Here is a 14,250-nt window from a genome sequence, read left to right on the forward strand (position 1 = left end):
GTGGGTGGCTTCCCGATCGTTCAGGAGGAGTTCCGATGACACGCAGGGCACGCGCGTTCTGGCTGGAGGCGCCCGGCGCGGGCGCGATCCGCGAGGAGGAGCTGCCGGCGCCGGGCCCGGACGACGTGCTCGTGCGGACGCTCTTCAGCGGCGTGAGCCGGGGCACCGAGACCCTCGTGTTCGGCGGCCGGGTCCCCCCGAACCAGTACGCCGCCATGCGCGCGCCGTTCCAGCAGGGCGACTTCCCCGGGCCGGTGAAGTACGGCTACCTCAACGTCGGCGTGGTGGAGGAAGGGCCCGAGCCGCTCGCCGGGCGCACCGTCTTCTGTCTCTACCCGCACCAGACGCGGTACGTCGTCCCGGCCGCCGCCGTCACCCCGGTGCCGGCCTCCGTCCCCGCCGGGCGGGCCGTGCTCGCCGGCACCGTCGAGACCGCCGTCAACGCGCTGTGGGACGCGGCACCGCTGATCGGCGACCGGGTCACCGTGGTCGGCGGCGGCATGGTCGGCTGCTCGGTGGCCGCGCTGCTGGCCCGATTCCCCGGGGTGCGGGTCGAGTTGGTCGACGTGGACCCGGGCCGGGCGGGGGTCGCCGAGGCGCTCGGCGTCGGATTCGCGTCCCCGGGCGACGCGCTCGGCGGCCGCGACCTCGTCGTGCACGCCAGTGCGACCGAGGCCGGGCTCGCGCGGTCGCTGGAGCTGCTGCGGCCCGACGGCACGGTCGTGGAACTGAGCTGGTACGGCGACCGGCGCGTCGCCCTGCCGCTCGGCGAGGCCTTCCACTCCCGGCGCCTGACCCTGCGCGGCAGCCAGGTCGGCACCGTCTCCCCGGCCCGGGCCGCCACCCGCGGCTACGGCGACCGGATGGCCCTCGCCCTCGAACTGCTCGCCGATCCCGCCCTGGACGCACTCGTCACCGGCGAGTCCGCGTTCGCCGAACTCCCGGATCTGATGCCCCCGTTGGCCTCCGGCGCCGTGCCCGCGCTGTGCCACCGGATCCGGTACGAGGACGACGGCACCGCAGCGGCCGGCCACGGCGTCGCCTGACCCTGCGGAAAGACGTACGGCCCACTGAACAGGGGAAGGCGTCCGGCCGTAATAGACGGCACCCCGCGCAGCGATCGGCGGGGGACCAGACGTGCCACACCTGGAGGGTCGTCCGTTGTTCAGCATCACCGTCCGCGATCACATCATGGTCGCCCACAGCTTCCGCGGCGACGTCTTCGGGCCCGCCCAGCGCCTGCACGGAGCGACGTTCCTGGTGGACGCCACGTTCCGGCGCGAGCAGCTGGACGAGGACAACATCGTCGTCGACATCGGACTGGCCACCCGGGAACTGGGGGCGGTCGTCGCCGAGCTGAACTACCGCAACCTCGACAACGAACCCGACTTCGCCGGTGTCAACACCTCCACGGAGTTCCTGGCGAAGGTCGTCGCCGACCGGCTCGCCGAGCGCGTGCACCAGGGCGCGCTCGGCGAGGGGGCCAGGGGCCTGGCGGGCCTCACCGTCACACTGCACGAGTCGCACGTCGCCTGGGCGAGTTACGAGCGTGCGCTGTGACCGGCACCTCCGGGGCGACGGCAGCGGTCCGCGGGCGGTCCCGGCCCGCCCACGCTCCCGCCCGGGCGACCGGGCCGGACGACGACCCTGCCCCGAGGAACGGGGGGATCGTCCCCATGTCCCTGCGCTCCGTGCACTTCGTCGTGCCCGGCGGCGTCGACGACCCAGCCGCCCCGAGCGGCGGCAACGCCTACGACCGGCGGGTACGGCTCGACCTGCCCGGCTTCGGCTGGCGGGTGCGGAGCCTGCCCGTGCCCGGCGACTGGCCCCGGCCGGACGCCGCCGCCCGGACCGAACTCGCCCGCGTCCTCCGGCGGTTGCCGGACGGTGCGGTCGTCCTGCTCGACGGCCTGGTCGCCTGCGGGGTGCCGGAGATCGTCGTTCCGGAGGCCGGACGGCTGCGCACGGCCGTCCTCGTCCACCTCCCGCTCGGCGACGAGACCGGCCTCGACCCCGCCGTCGCCGCCGGCCTCGACGCCCGCGAACGCGCGGTACTGCGTGCCGTCCCGGCCGTCGTCGCCACCAGCGACTGGGCCGTGCGCCGCCTCGTCTCCCACCACGGCCTCGACCCGGCCCGGGTGCACGTCGCCGCCCCCGGCGCCGACATCGCGCCGCTCGCCCCCGGCACCGACGGCGTCTCCCGGCTGGTGTGCGTCGCCGCGGTCACGCCCCGCAAGGGACAGCACCGGCTGGTGGAGGTACTGGCGGCCGTGGCCGACCTGCCGTGGAGCTGCGTGTGCGTCGGCGGGCTGGGCCAGGACCCGGAGTACGTCGCCCGGTTGCGGTCGCTGATCGCGCGGCACGGTCTGGCGGAGCGGCTGGTGCTCGCCGGACCACGGGCCGGCGCCGAACTGGACGCCACCTACGCGACCGCCGACCTGATGGTCCTCACCTCCTACGCCGAGACCTACGGCATGGCGGTGACCGAGGCCCTCGCGCGCGGCGTCCCGGTGCTCGCCACCGACGTCGGCGGCCTCCCGGAAGCGGTCGGACGCGCCCCCGACGGAGGGGTGCCCGGCATCCTCGTCCCGCCCGAGGATCCCGCCGCGCTCGCCGCCGAGCTGCGCGGCTGGTTCGGCGAGGCGGACGTACGACGCCGCCTCAAGGCCGCCGCCCGCGGTCGCCGCGCCGCCCTGAACGGCTGGGCGAGCACCGCCCGGAGCCTGGCCGGGGTACTCCACCGGCTGCCGGACGAACCGAGGAGGGCGGCATGAGCACGAGCAAGCGGCCCGCACCGGCTGCGGGCTCCGTGCCGGTCCGGTCGGGCCTCGGCGAGGCGCGCGACGCCGCGAGTCCTCTTGTGCCTGCCGCGCCCTCGGACCGGTCCGTCGGCCTTTCCGGCGGGGGCTCCGACCGGCCTGCGGGCCGGCGGTCCGAGGGCGCCGCCGAACGCCCCACCGTCCGCCTCCGCGAGGCACCGGTGCCCCAGCCCCCCGCCGGCCCCCCGCGCTACGCCCCCGAGTGGCTGCGCCTGCGGGAGCCCGCCGACGCCGCCGCGCGGGCGCACGACCTGATCGAGCCGTTGCGGGCCGGGCTCGCCCGTCTGAAGGGGCGGGCGGACGGGCTCGTCGTGCACGACCTGGGCTGCGGAACCGGGTCGATGGGCCGCTGGCTCGCCCCGCTGCTCGACGGCCCCCAGCACTGGGTGCTGCACGACCGCGATCCCTACCTCCTGCACTTCGCCGCCGCCGTCGCCGCCCCGCGCGCCGCCGCCGACGGCAGCCGTGTCACCGTCGAGACCCGGCGCGGGGACCTCGCCCGGCTCACCCCGGACGCCCTGACCGGCGCCGCGCTGGTGACCGCCTCCGCGCTGCTCGACGTCCTCACCGCCGCGGAGGTCGGCAGACTCGCCGCCGCCTGTACCGCCGCCGGCTGCCCGGCACTGCTGACCCTCTCCGTCGCCGGACGCGTCGGCCTCACCCCCGCGCACCCACTGGACGCCGAGATCACCGAGGCGTTCAACGACCACCAGCGGCGTACCGGCATGCTCGGCCCCGACGCGGTCACCACCGCGGCCGAGGCCTTCGCCGGGCACGGTGCCACCGTGCGGGCGCACTCCAGCCCCTGGCGGCTGGGCCCCGGCGAGGGCGAACTCACCGCCCAGTGGCTGCGGGGCTGGGTCGGCGCGGCCGTCGAACAGCGCCCGGAGCTGCGCGAGCGGGCCGGCCGCTACCTGGACGAGCGCCTCGCGGCCTGCGCGGCCGGCGAGTTGCGCGTGATCGTCCACCACACCGACCTGCTGGCGTTGTGCCGTCCGACGGGCGGGACCTCGTGAGCGCGCTGCGCACCCGGCTGGGCACCCTCGCGGGCGCCGCCGTCCTCGCCGTACTCCTGTGGCGGCTCGGCACCGGCGCCCTCCTGGACGGGCTGCGCCGGATCGACGCGGTCACGGTGCTGGCCGCGCTGGGGATCGGGCTGGTCACCACGGTGTTCAGCGCCTGGCGCTGGGCCCTGGTGGCCCGGGGCCTGCGCATCCGGCTGCCGCTCGGAGCGGCGGTCGCCGACTACTACCGCGCCCTCTTCCTCAACGCCGCCCTCCCCGGCGGCGTCCTCGGAGACGTGCACCGCGCCGTGCGGCACGGGCGGAGCGCCGGCGACCTGGGGCGCGGCGTGCGGGCCGTCGTCCTCGAACGGGTCGCCGGGCAGCTCGCGCTGACCGGTGCCGGGGCCGCCGTGCTGCTCACGATGCCGTCCCCGGTGAGGGGGGCGGCCCGGCATCTCGCGCCCCTCGTGGCGCTGGCCCTGCTCGGCGCGCTCGCCGTTCTGCTCGCCCTGCGCAGGAACCGGCCGCCCGCACGCCGGACGACCACCGCACGCCGGACGACCTCCGCACGCCGGACGACCTCCACCCGCCGGACGCCCCCGCACCGCGGACGGGCCCTGCGGGCGGTGCTCGGCGAGGCGCGGGAAGGGCTGCTGTCCCGGCGGAACCTGCCGGGCGTCGCGGGCTCCTCCGTCGTCGTCCTGGCCGGACACCTCACGATGTTCGTGCTCGCCGCCCGCGTGGCCGGCAGCCCTGCCTCCGTCGCCGTGCTGGTGCCGCTGGCCGTGCTGGCCCTGCTCGCCATGGCGCTGCCGCTGAACGTCGGCGGCTGGGGCCCCCGGGAGGGCGTCACCGCCTGGGCGTTCGGCGCGGCGGGGCTCGGCGCGGGCACCGGGCTCGGCGTCGCCGTGGTGTACGGCGTGCTCGGCCTCGCGGCGAGCCTGCCCGGCGCCGTCGTCCTCGTCGCCCGCCGGCACACCGGCCGCTACGCGTCCCCGCCCGCCTCGTCGGACACGGTGACCGTCACTCCGGTCAGCAGCGCGAAACATTCCGCGAACGAATCCGCGAGGCTCGCCAGCAGTTCCTTCCCCTTTTCCGCCGATCCCAGTGAGGGGCGCCCGATGACACCCGAAGCGGTATAGCCGGACATACCGAGGGAGAGCAGATGACGCCGGTCGTCCGCGACGCAATCGGCGGCCTCGTAACCGGGCCGCACCCATTCGGGGTGGGCGTGCAGCAGAATGGAGGTCTCTATTTCCCCGGCATGCATGTCGGTGAGCAGCGAGGTGACCACCCCCGCCCGTCGCCGCGCCGTTTCCCAGTCCTCCGCGGCCGGGAACAGCGCCAGCCGCTCACCGCGTGCCGAGGACTCCTGGACGACGTTGCCCAGGACGTAGTTCCCGCCGTGCCCGTTGACCACGACCAGGGCCTCGACGCCCGAGCGGCGCAGGGAGTCCGCTATGTCCCGCACCACCGCGTGCAGGGTCACCGCCGAGATGCTCACGGTCCCCGGCCAGCCGGCGTGCTCGTGCGAGCAGCCGATCGTCACCGGCGGCAGCAGGTGCACCGGGTAGGCGTCGGCCACCTCCCGGGCGACGGCGCACGCGACGAGCGTGTCGGTCGCCAACGGCAGGTACGGGCCATGCTGTTCGTAGCTCCCGACCGGCAGGACCGCGACCTTGTGACCCCGTTCCCGCACGTCTTCGCTCGTGTCCGCCGGCACCAGTGAGACATCCATTCCCGCACGGCCTTTCATGTCGGTTGAACTGTCGGCCGAACCGCCTGTCCAGCGGTTCCGTTGAACAGTCTGGTGAGCAATCAGTTGGGAAACGCGAGAATCATGACAGAAAAAGTCGGTGTACTCGGCAAGAAGACGTCCCGGCGCACGGACGTGGAGCGGATCGTGGAAACACCGCTGCCCACCGTGTACGGGAAGTTCCGGGCGTACGGCTATCTCGACCACGAGCGCGGCGACGAACAAGTGGCCCTCGTCCACGGCGACCTGGAGGCCGAGGGCGTGCTCACCCGGCTCCACTCCGAGTGCCTGACCGGCGACGCCTTCGGCTCCCGGCACTGCGAGTGCGGCGCCCAACTGGCCACCGCCCTGCGGCAGGTGGCCGACGCCGGCAGCGGCGTCGTGGTCTACCTGCGCGGCCACGAGGGGCGCGGCATCGGGCTGCTCGCCAAGCTGCGCGCGATGGCGCTGCAGGCCGAGGGACTGGACACCGTGGAGGCGAACCTCGCCCTCGGCCTGCCCGTGGACGCCCGCGACTACGGCGCCGCCGCCCGCATCCTCGACGACCTCGGGGTGCGCTCCGTACGGCTGATGTCCAACAACCCGCGCAAACGGGAGGCGTTGGTGCGGCACGGCATCCGGGTCGCCGAGCAGGTGCCGCTGCTGATACCGCCGTGCGAGTCCAACATCACCTACCTGCGCACCAAGCGGGAGCGGCTCGACCACCACCTGCCCCACCTCGACGCGATGGCGCACGCGCCGTCGTGAGGGCCGGGACGGCCGGTGCGGATCAGTCCCTGAGGGCCTGGTGCACCAGCCGCTTCAGGTCCGGGTAGACCGTGTGGGAGGACCTGGGCCGCACCTGGGTCATGAACTGGACGCTCAGGTCACGGCCCGGGTCGACCCAGAAGGTGGTCGTCGCCACCCCGCTCCAGCCGTACGTCCCGAGCCCCGAGGGCGACTGGGTGCGGGCCGGGTCGGTCACCACGGAGACGCCGAGGCCGAAGCCCACGCCGTCGTTGGCGGGCGTGTCGTGCGCGGGGCGGCTGCCGAGGGCGCGCAGGTCGGCACCGCCGGGGAGGTGGTTGCGGGTCATGAGGTCCACCGTGTGCGGGGCGAGCAGCCGGACGCCGTCGAGTTCGCCGCGCCGCCGCAGCAACTCCGCGAAGCGGTGCACGTCGTGGGCGCTGGAGACCAGGCCGCCGCTGCCCGACAGGAACCGCGGGCGGCCCCGCAGCGGCAGCCCGGGGACCGGGACGATGCCGCCGTCCTCCGTCTCGCCGTACAGCTCGGCCAGCCGGTCCGCCTGGGCGTCGGTGACGTGGAACCCGGTGTCCGTCATGCCGAGCGGCCCGAAGATCCGCCCGGCGCAGAACACGTCCAGCGGCTGCCCGGACACCACCTCCACGAGCCGTCCCAGCACGTTGCTGGCCACCGAGTAGTTCCACCGGGTGCCCGGCTCGAACTGCAGGGGCAGCCGCGCGTACAGGTCGACCGTCTCGGCCAGGCCGGCGCCCGGCAGCACGGACGACTCGACACCGGCCGCCCGGTACAGCGCGTCGACGGGGTGGGCGTGGTAGAAGCCGAACGTCAGCCCGGCCGTGTGGGTCATCAGGTGCCGGACGCGGACCGGACCGGCGGCCGGGCGGGTGACGACGTCCTCCCCGGTGCCCTCGACGTACACCCGGGGCTCCGCGAAGGCCGGAAGGTACCGGTCCACCGGGTCGTCCAGCGCCAGCCGTCCCTCCTCCACCAGCATCAGCACGGCCACGGAGGTGACCGGTTTGGTCATGGAGTAGATCCGCCACAGCGTGTCGGCCGTCACCGGGAGCCCGGCCGCGACGTCCCGCATTCCGTGCACGGTCAGATGGGCGACCCGGCCGCCGCGCGCGACCGCGACGAGGAATCCGGGCAACAGGCCCGCGTCGACCTGCCGGGCGAAGTGCCCGTCGAGCCGGTCCAGCGCCTCGGGGTCCAGCCCGGCCGCGCCCGCGTCGACCTCCTGTCGCAGGGGTGGCATCGCCATCGTTCTCCTTGATCGTCCTTCGGGGCGGTTCTGGCATACCCCGCGCACGCGCCCTCGGAACCCGGGCGCGTGGGGATCAGGACCTGCGACAGGACACGTACAGGACCCGCGACGAGACGTGGAACATGACGGACGAGGGGGGGGAGGACGGCGACACGGATCGGCCGGCGCCGGGCCGTCGGACCCCACCGGGGAGGGCCGCGGCCTGACGCCGGCCGATCACGTGGACGCGCTTCGGGCGCCGCCTACTTCTTGGCCGACTCCACGGCGTGGCCGCCGAACTGGTTGCGCAGCGCGGCGATCATCTTCATCTGCGGCGAGTCGTCCTGCCGGGACGCGAACCGCGCGAAGAGGGAGGCCGTGATCGCGGGCAGCGGCACGGCGTTGTCGATCGCCGCCTCCACCGTCCAGCGTCCCTCGCCGGAGTCGTCGGCGTAACCGCGCAGCTTCTCGAGGTGCTGGTCCTCGTCCAGGGCGTTGACCGCGAGGTCGAGGAGCCAGGAGCGGATCACCGTGCCCTCCTGCCAGGAGCGGAAGACCTCGCGGACGTTGTCCACGGAGTCGACCTTCTCCAGCAGCTCCCAGCCCTCGGCGTAGGCCTGCATCATGGCGTACTCGATGCCGTTGTGGACCATCTTGGAGAAGTGCCCGGCACCGACCTTGCCCGCGTGGACGTAGCCGTAGGGGCCGTCGGGCTTGAGGGCGTCGAAGATCGGCTTGAGGTCGTCGACGTGCTCCTTCTCGCCGCCGACCATCAGCGCGTAACCGTTCTTCAGACCCCACACGCCGCCCGAGACGCCCGCGTCGACGAAGTTGATGCCGCGCTTGCCCAGCTCCGCGGCGTGCTTCTCGTCGTCCGTCCAGCGCGAGTTGCCGCCGTCGATGACGGTGTCACCGGGCTTGAGCAGCGTCGCCAGCTGGTCGACGACGTGCTGGGTGGCGGCGCCGGCCGGGACCATCACCCAGACCGCGCGCGGCCGCTCCAGGCGGTCGACCAGCTCGACCAGACTGTCCACGTCGGCCCGCTCGGGATTGGTGTCGTATCCGACGACGGTGTGGCCGGCGTTGCGCAGACGCTCGCGCATGTTGCCGCCCATCTTGCCGAGACCCACAAGACCGATCTGCATGTCAGCGCACTTCCTTCAGTTCACGGTAGGCGGCCACCAGCGCGGCCGTGGACGGATCGAGGCCGGGCACGTCGGCGCCCTCGGTGAGGGCCGGTTCGACGCGCTTGGCGAGCACCTTGCCGAGCTCGACGCCCCACTGGTCGAAGGAGTCGATGTTCCAGATCGCGCCCTGGACGAACACCTTGTGTTCGTAGAGCGCGATGAGCTGGCCGAGGACGGACGGGGTCAGCTCGGCGGCCAGGACGGTGGTGGTGGGGTGGTTGCCGCGGAAGGTCTTGTGCGGGACCAGTTCCTCGGGCACCCCTTCGGCGCGCACCTCGTCGGGGGTCTTGCCGAAGGCGAGGGCCTGGGTCTGCGCGAAGAAGTTGGCCATCAGCAGGTCGTGCTGGGCCTTGAGCCCGTCGCCCAGTTCGTCCACGGGCCGCGCGAAGCCGATGAAGTCCGCCGGGATCAGCTTCGTGCCCTGGTGGATCAACTGGTAGTAGGCGTGCTGCCCGTTGGTGCCGGGCGTCCCCCAGACCACCGGCCCGGTCTGCCAGTGCACCGCATTGCCCTCGCGGTCCACCGACTTGCCGTTGGACTCCATGTCGAGCTGCTGGAGGTACGCCGTGAACTTCGACAGGTAGTGCGAGTACGGCAGCACCGCGTGGGACTGCGCGCCCAGGAAGTCGCCGTACCAGACGCCGAGCAGGCCGAGGATCAGCGGTGCGTTGGCCGGGGCCTCGGCGTTGCGGAAGTGTTCGTCGACGATGCGGAAGCCGTCGAGCATCTCGCGGAAGCGGTCCGGGCCGATGGCGATCATCAGGGACAGGCCGATGGCCGAGTCGAACGAGTACCGGCCGCCGACCCAGTCCCAGAACTCGAACATGTTGGCCGTGTCGATGCCGAAGTCCGCGACCTTCTCGGCGTTGGTCGACAGCGCCACGAAGTGCTTGGCCACGGCCTTCTCGTCGCCCCCGAGACCGGCCAGCAGCCACGAGCGCGCCGAGGTGGCGTTGGTGATCGTCTCGATGGTGGTGAAGGTCTTGGAGGCGATGACGAACAGCGTCTCGGCGGGGTCGAGGTCGCGGACCGCCTCGTGCAGGTCGGCGCCGTCCACGTTGGAGACGAAGCGGACCGTGAGCGAGCGGTCGGTGAAGGCCCGCAGCGCCTCGTAGGCCATCGCGGGGCCCAGGTCCGAGCCGCCGATGCCGACGTTGACGACGTTCTTGATGCGCTTGCCGGTGTGCCCGGTCCACGCACCGCCGCGGACCCGGTCGGCGAAGCCGGCCATCCTGTCGAGCACCGCGTGCACCTTGGGGACGACGTTCTCGCCGTCGACCTCGATCACCGCGTCCCGCGGGGCCCGCAGCGCGGTGTGCAGGACGGCCCGGTCCTCGGTGATGTTGATGCGCTCACCGCGGAACATGGCGTCCCGCAGCCCGAACACGTCGGTCGCCGCGGCCAGTTCCCGCAGCAGCCGCAGCGTCTCGTCCGTGACGAGGTGCTTGGAGTAGTCGATGCGCAGGTCGCCGACGCGCACCACGTACCGCTCCGCACGCCCGGGGTCCCGGGCGAACAGCTCACGCAGGTCCGGGTGGGACAGCGGGCCCTTGCTGTGGTCGGCGAGCGCGGTCCACTCGGGCCGCTGGTCGAGCCTGGGGGTGTCAGACATGGACGGGGTTCTCCTTGCGGGCCTCGCCGCGCAGGGCGACGGCGTACATCTCGTCGGCGTCGAGGCGCCTGAGCTCCTCGGCGATCAGTTCGGAGGTGGGGCGCACCTTCAGGGCGACGGAGCGCGGGGGCTGCCCGGGAAGGGTCATCGTGGCGAGCGGTCCCTCCGGCCGGTCGACGACGATCTCGCCGTTCGCCGTGCCCAGCCGGACGGCGGTGACGACCGGCCCGGCGGTGATCACGCGGTCCACGCGGACGGCGAGGCGGGCCTCCAGCCAGCGGGCCAGCAGCTCGGCGGCCGGGTTGTCCGCCTCGGCCTCCACGACCGCCGACGTCACCGGCACCCGGGCCTGGTCCAGGGCCGCGGCCAGCATCGAACGCCACAGCGTCAGCCGGGTCCAGGCGAGGTCGGTGTCGCCGGGCGCGTAGGCGTGGACCCGGCGCTCCAGGGCCTCCATCGGCCGCTCCACCGTGTACAGGTCGGTGATCCGGCGCTGGGCCAGCGCGCCCAGCGGGTCCTTCGCCGGGTTGTCCGGCGCCTCCACCGGCCACCACACGACGACCGGCGCGTCCGGCAGCAGCAGCGGCAGCACCACCGAGTCGGCGTGCTCGGACACCTCCCCGTACATGCGCAGGACGACGGTCTCGCCGGTGCCGGCCTCGGAGCCGACCCGGACCTCGGCGTCCAGGTGCGAACGGGTGCGGTCGCGCAGGTTGCGGGGGTGGCGCTTGATGACGACCAGGGTGCGCGAGGGGTGCTCGTGGGAGGCCTCCTCGGCCGCCTTGGTCGCGTCGTAGGCGTTCTCCTCGTCGGTGACGATGACCAGGGTGAGCACCATGCCCACGGCCGGGGTGCCGATCGCCCGGCGGCCCTGCACCAGCGCCTTGTTGATCTTGCTTGCCGTGGTGTCGGTCAGGTCGATCCTCATGGCCTGCGCCAGCTCCGTCCGTCTCGTGCGAGCATCTCGTCCGCTTCCCGCGGTCCCCAGCCGCCCGACGCGTACTGCGCGGGCTTGTCGTGCGAGGCCCAGTACTCCTCGATCGGGTCGAGGATCCGCCAGGACTCTTCCACCTCCTGGTGGCGCGGGAACAGGTTGGCGTCCCCCAGAAGGACGTCCAGGATCAGCCGTTCGTACGCCTCCGGGCTGGACTCCGTGAAGGACTCGCCGTAGGCGAAGTCCATCGACACGTCCCGGATCTCCATCGACGTGCCCGGCACCTTGGAACCGAAGCGCACGGTCATGCCCTCGTCGGGCTGGACGCGGATGACGATGGCGTTCTCGCCCAGCTCCTCCGTCGCCGTGGAGTCGAAGGGGGAGTGCGGGGCCCGCTGGAAGACGACCGCGATCTCGGTGACGCGGCGGCCCAGGCGCTTGCCGGTGCGCAGGTAGAAGGGGACGCCCGCCCAGCGGCGGTTGTCGATGCCGAGCTTGATGGCCGCGTAGGTGTCGGTGGTGGAGGCCGGGTCGATGCCCTCCTCCTCCAGGTAGCCGGGCACCTGCGCGCCGCCCTGCCAGCCGCCCGCGTACTGGCCGCGCACCGTGTGCTCGCCCAGGTCGTCCGGCAGCCGCACGGCCCGCAGCACCTTCAGCTTCTCGGTGAGCAGCGACCGCGCGTCGAAGGCGGCCGGCTCCTCCATGGCGGTCAGGGCCATGAGCTGGAGCAGGTGGTTCTGGATGACGTCGCGCGCCGCGCCGATGCCGTCGTAGTAGCCGGCCCGGCCGCCGATGCCGATATCCTCGGCCATCGTGATCTGCACGTGGTCGACGTAGGAGCGGTTCCAGATCGGCTCGTACATGGTGTTGGCGAAGCGCAGCGCCAGGATGTTCTGGACGGTCTCCTTGCCCAGGTAGTGGTCGATGCGGAAGACCTGCTCCGGGTCGAAGACCTCGTGCACCAGCGCGTTGAGGTCGCGGGCGCTGTCGAGGTCGTGGCCGAACGGCTTCTCGATCACCGCACGGCGCCAGGAGCCGTCCGGCGCGTCGGTCAGGCCGTGCTTCTTGAGCTGCTGCACGACCTTCGGGAAGAACTTCGGCGGCACGGAGAGGTAGAAGGCGTAATTGCCGCTGGTGCCGCGGGAGGCGTCCAGCTCCTCCACGGCGTCGTGCAGCTGTTCGAACGCCTGGTCGTCGTCGAAGTCGCCCGGGATGAACCGCATGCCCTCGGAGAGCTGCTGCCAGACCTCCTCGCGGAACGGCGTGCGCGCGTGCTCCTTGACCGCGTCGTGCACGACCTGGGCGAAGTCCTGGTCCTCCCAGTCCCGGCGGGCGAAGCCGACCAGCGAGAAGCCCGGCGGCAGCAGGCCGCGGTTGGCCAGGTCGTACACGGCCGGCATCAGCTTGCGGCGGGACAGGTCGCCGGTGACGCCGAAGATGACCAGCCCCGAGGGGCCCGCGATGCGGGGCAGCCGGCGGTCCCGGGGATCGCGCAGCGGGTTGCTCCAGTCGAGCGGCGCCACCGGCTCGACGGCCTTCGCGGCCGCGCCCCTGCCCTTCGCCCCCTTGGCGGCGCGGGCCGTCCCGGTCTTCTTCGCGCTCCGGGGAGCCTTCGGCGACCTGGACGCCGTCGCCGCACCGGCGGCACCGGCCTCCTCGGCCTCCTCGGCGTGCAGCGGCCCCGCCGCCTCCCGGGCCGTCCGGGTCTCCTTGGCCTCCTTCGACGCCTTGGTCTCCTGGGCCGCCCCAGCGGGAAGCTCCTCGCTCATTCCCCGTCAACTCCCTTGCTGTCGAGGGACTTCGTCACGGCGGCGAGCAGGTCGTCCCAGGCCGCCTCGAACTTCGCCACGCCCTCTCGCTCCAACTGCTCCACCACCTCGTCGTACGACACGCCGAGCCGCTCCACCGCCGCGAGGTCGGCCCGGGCCTGGGCGTACCCGCCGGTGACCGTGTCGCCCCGGACCTCGCCGTGGTCGGCGGTGGCGTCCAGGGTGGCCTCCGGCATCGTGTTCACGGTGCCGGGAGCGACCAGCTCCTCCACGTACAGGGTGTCCCGGAATGCCGGGTCCTTCACCCCGGTGGAGGCCCACAGGGGACGCTGGGGGTTGGCGCCGGCCCCCGCGAGGGCGGTGAAGCGGTCGCCCGCGAAGACGTTCTCATACGCCTCGTAGGCCAGTCGCGCGTTGGCGAGGGCCGCCTTCCCGCGCAGGCCGAGCGCCTCGTCCGTGCCCAGCAGCGTCAGGCGCTTGTCGATCTCGCTGTCGACGCGGGAGACGAAGAAGGACGCGACCGAGTGGACGCCGGCCAGGTCGAGGCCGGCCGCCCGCGCCGTCTCCAGGCCGGCGAGGTAGGCGTCCATGACCTCGCGGTAGCGCTCCAGGGAGAAGATCAGCGTGACGTTGACGCTGATCCCGGCGCCGACGACCTCCGTGATCGCCGGGAGACCGGCCTTCGTCGCCGGGATCTTGATCATCACGTTGGGGCGGTCGACCAGCCAGGCGAGCTGCTTGGCCTCGGCGACCGTGGCCCGCGTGTCGTGGGCCAGCCGCGGGTCGACCTCGATGGACACCCGGCCGTCCCGGCCGCCGGTGGCGTCGTACACCCCGCGCAGCACGTCGGCTGCGGCGCGGACGTCGGCGGTGGTCATCATGCGGACCGCCTCGTCGGCGGTGACGCCCCGGGTGGCGAGGTCGGCGAGCTGCTCCTCGTACTCTCCGCCACTTCCGGCCGCGCTCGAGCGGGGGGACCCCGACGCCGTAGAGCCTATGGCGGCCTGGAAGATCGACGGGTTGGTGGTGACGCCGACGACGTTCTTCGTCCTGATCAGCTCGGCGAGGTTGCCGGACTCGATCCGCCGCCGCGACAGGTCGTCCAGCCAGACGGACACGCCCTGGTCGGCCAGGCGCCGCAGTGCTCCCGCGGTGGCGGTTGCTTCGGTCACAGTGATCATC

At 73.3% G+C, this 14,250-nt stretch carries 12 protein-coding genes and 1 pseudogene; 6 read left to right on the forward strand and 7 right to left on the reverse strand.

Annotated elements, in window-relative coordinates; all coding sequences use genetic code 11:
• The first annotated feature begins 35 nt into the window (after positions 1-35).
• From Sdi02f_RS01820 to Sdi02f_RS36195, 5 genes and pseudogenes are all read left to right on the forward strand, one after another.
• Positions 36-1,046 (forward strand): zinc-dependent alcohol dehydrogenase, encoded by a 1,011-nt coding sequence (locus tag Sdi02f_RS01820; RefSeq protein WP_167458103.1) that lies wholly within the window; start codon positions 36-38, stop codon positions 1,044-1,046.
• 115 nt (positions 1,047-1,161) lie between these two features.
• Complete coding sequence (locus tag Sdi02f_RS01825; protein WP_030401063.1) at positions 1,162-1,560, forward strand: 6-pyruvoyl trahydropterin synthase family protein; 399 nt, start codon at positions 1,162-1,164, stop codon at positions 1,558-1,560.
• Entirely contained in the window at positions 1,557-2,774 is a 1,218-nt protein-coding gene (locus Sdi02f_RS01830; RefSeq protein WP_438363731.1) for a glycosyltransferase family 4 protein, read from the forward strand. The genes Sdi02f_RS01825 and Sdi02f_RS01830 overlap by 4 nt, the downstream gene beginning before the upstream one ends.
• Positions 2,771-3,835: a hypothetical protein gene (locus Sdi02f_RS01835; RefSeq protein WP_159107625.1), complete on the forward strand. Its 1,065-nt coding sequence runs from the start codon at positions 2,771-2,773 to the stop codon at positions 3,833-3,835. The genes Sdi02f_RS01830 and Sdi02f_RS01835 overlap by 4 nt, the downstream gene beginning before the upstream one ends.
• A pseudogene (locus tag Sdi02f_RS36195) lies at positions 3,832-4,695 on the forward strand (lysylphosphatidylglycerol synthase transmembrane domain-containing protein); the annotation flags it as partial. The gene Sdi02f_RS01835 and the pseudogene Sdi02f_RS36195, both read left to right, overlap by 4 nt.
• A gap of 113 nt (positions 4,696-4,808) precedes the next feature.
• Here the strand turns inward: Sdi02f_RS36195 and Sdi02f_RS01845 are convergent.
• Positions 4,809-5,561 (reverse strand): creatininase family protein, encoded by a 753-nt coding sequence (locus tag Sdi02f_RS01845; RefSeq protein WP_350891963.1) that lies wholly within the window; start codon positions 5,559-5,561, stop codon positions 4,809-4,811.
• A 102-nt stretch (positions 5,562-5,663) separates the two neighbouring features.
• Here Sdi02f_RS01845 and ribA point away from each other — a divergent pair, with 102 nt between their 5' ends.
• Positions 5,664-6,326, forward strand: coding sequence for a GTP cyclohydrolase II (gene ribA / locus Sdi02f_RS01850; RefSeq protein WP_108932573.1), 663 nt, complete (start codon positions 5,664-5,666; stop codon positions 6,324-6,326).
• A 22-nt stretch (positions 6,327-6,348) separates the two neighbouring features.
• On the opposite strand, the gene Sdi02f_RS01855 is transcribed toward ribA, so the two are convergent.
• From Sdi02f_RS01855 to tal, 6 genes are all read right to left on the reverse strand, one after another.
• Positions 6,349-7,578, reverse strand: coding sequence for a serine hydrolase domain-containing protein (locus Sdi02f_RS01855; protein ID WP_030401068.1), 1,230 nt, complete (start codon positions 7,576-7,578; stop codon positions 6,349-6,351).
• A 251-nt stretch (positions 7,579-7,829) separates the two neighbouring features.
• Positions 7,830-8,711, reverse strand: a complete 882-nt coding sequence (gene gnd / locus Sdi02f_RS01860) for a phosphogluconate dehydrogenase (NAD(+)-dependent, decarboxylating) (RefSeq protein ID WP_108932574.1) — start codon at positions 8,709-8,711, stop codon at positions 7,830-7,832.
• 1 nt (position 8,712) lies between these two features.
• Positions 8,713-10,365 (reverse strand): glucose-6-phosphate isomerase, encoded by a 1,653-nt coding sequence (gene pgi, locus Sdi02f_RS01865; protein WP_108932575.1) that lies wholly within the window; start codon positions 10,363-10,365, stop codon positions 8,713-8,715.
• Entirely contained in the window at positions 10,358-11,293 is a 936-nt protein-coding gene (gene opcA / locus Sdi02f_RS01870; protein ID WP_030404002.1) for a glucose-6-phosphate dehydrogenase assembly protein OpcA, read from the reverse strand. The genes pgi and opcA overlap by 8 nt, the downstream gene beginning before the upstream one ends.
• Positions 11,290-13,068, reverse strand: coding sequence for a glucose-6-phosphate dehydrogenase (zwf, locus tag Sdi02f_RS01875; RefSeq protein WP_108932576.1), 1,779 nt, complete (start codon positions 13,066-13,068; stop codon positions 11,290-11,292). The genes opcA and zwf overlap by 4 nt, the downstream gene beginning before the upstream one ends.
• On the reverse strand, positions 13,065-14,249 hold the full coding sequence (gene tal / locus Sdi02f_RS01880) for a transaldolase (protein WP_030404003.1): 1,185 nt from the start codon (positions 14,247-14,249) through the stop codon (positions 13,065-13,067). Before tal ends, zwf begins: the two co-directional genes overlap by 4 nt.
• Position 14,250 lies beyond the last annotated feature (1 nt).

It is taken from the genome of Streptomyces ardesiacus (assembly GCF_003112575.1).
GTDB classification, from domain to species: domain Bacteria; phylum Actinomycetota; class Actinomycetes; order Streptomycetales; family Streptomycetaceae; genus Streptomyces; species Streptomyces ardesiacus.

Excerpts from the sequence above, each read along its gene's own strand:
- Sdi02f_RS01845 (WP_350891963.1), bottom strand. The coding sequence starts at position 5,561 with ATGGATGTCTCACTGGTGCCGGCGGACACGAGCGAAGACGTGCGGGAA.
- zwf (WP_108932576.1), bottom strand. The coding sequence starts at position 13,068 with ATGAGCGAGGAGCTTCCCGCTGGGGCGGCCCAGGAGACCAAGGCGTCG.
- Sdi02f_RS01855 (WP_030401068.1), bottom strand. The coding sequence starts at position 7,578 with ATGCCACCCCTGCGACAGGAGGTCGACGCGGGCGCGGCCGGGCTGGAC.
- pgi (WP_108932575.1), bottom strand. The coding sequence starts at position 10,365 with ATGTCTGACACCCCCAGGCTCGACCAGCGGCCCGAGTGGACCGCGCTC.
- tal (WP_030404003.1), bottom strand. The coding sequence starts at position 14,249 with ATGATCACTGTGACCGAAGCAACCGCCACCGCGGGAGCACTGCGGCGC.
- opcA (WP_030404002.1), bottom strand. The coding sequence starts at position 11,293 with ATGAGGATCGACCTGACCGACACCACGGCAAGCAAGATCAACAAGGCG.
- Sdi02f_RS01835 (WP_159107625.1), top strand. The coding sequence starts at position 2,771 with ATGAGCACGAGCAAGCGGCCCGCACCGGCTGCGGGCTCCGTGCCGGTC.
- Sdi02f_RS01820 (WP_167458103.1), top strand. The coding sequence starts at position 36 with ATGACACGCAGGGCACGCGCGTTCTGGCTGGAGGCGCCCGGCGCGGGC.
- gnd (WP_108932574.1), bottom strand. The coding sequence starts at position 8,711 with ATGCAGATCGGTCTTGTGGGTCTCGGCAAGATGGGCGGCAACATGCGC.
- ribA (WP_108932573.1), top strand. The coding sequence starts at position 5,664 with ATGACAGAAAAAGTCGGTGTACTCGGCAAGAAGACGTCCCGGCGCACG.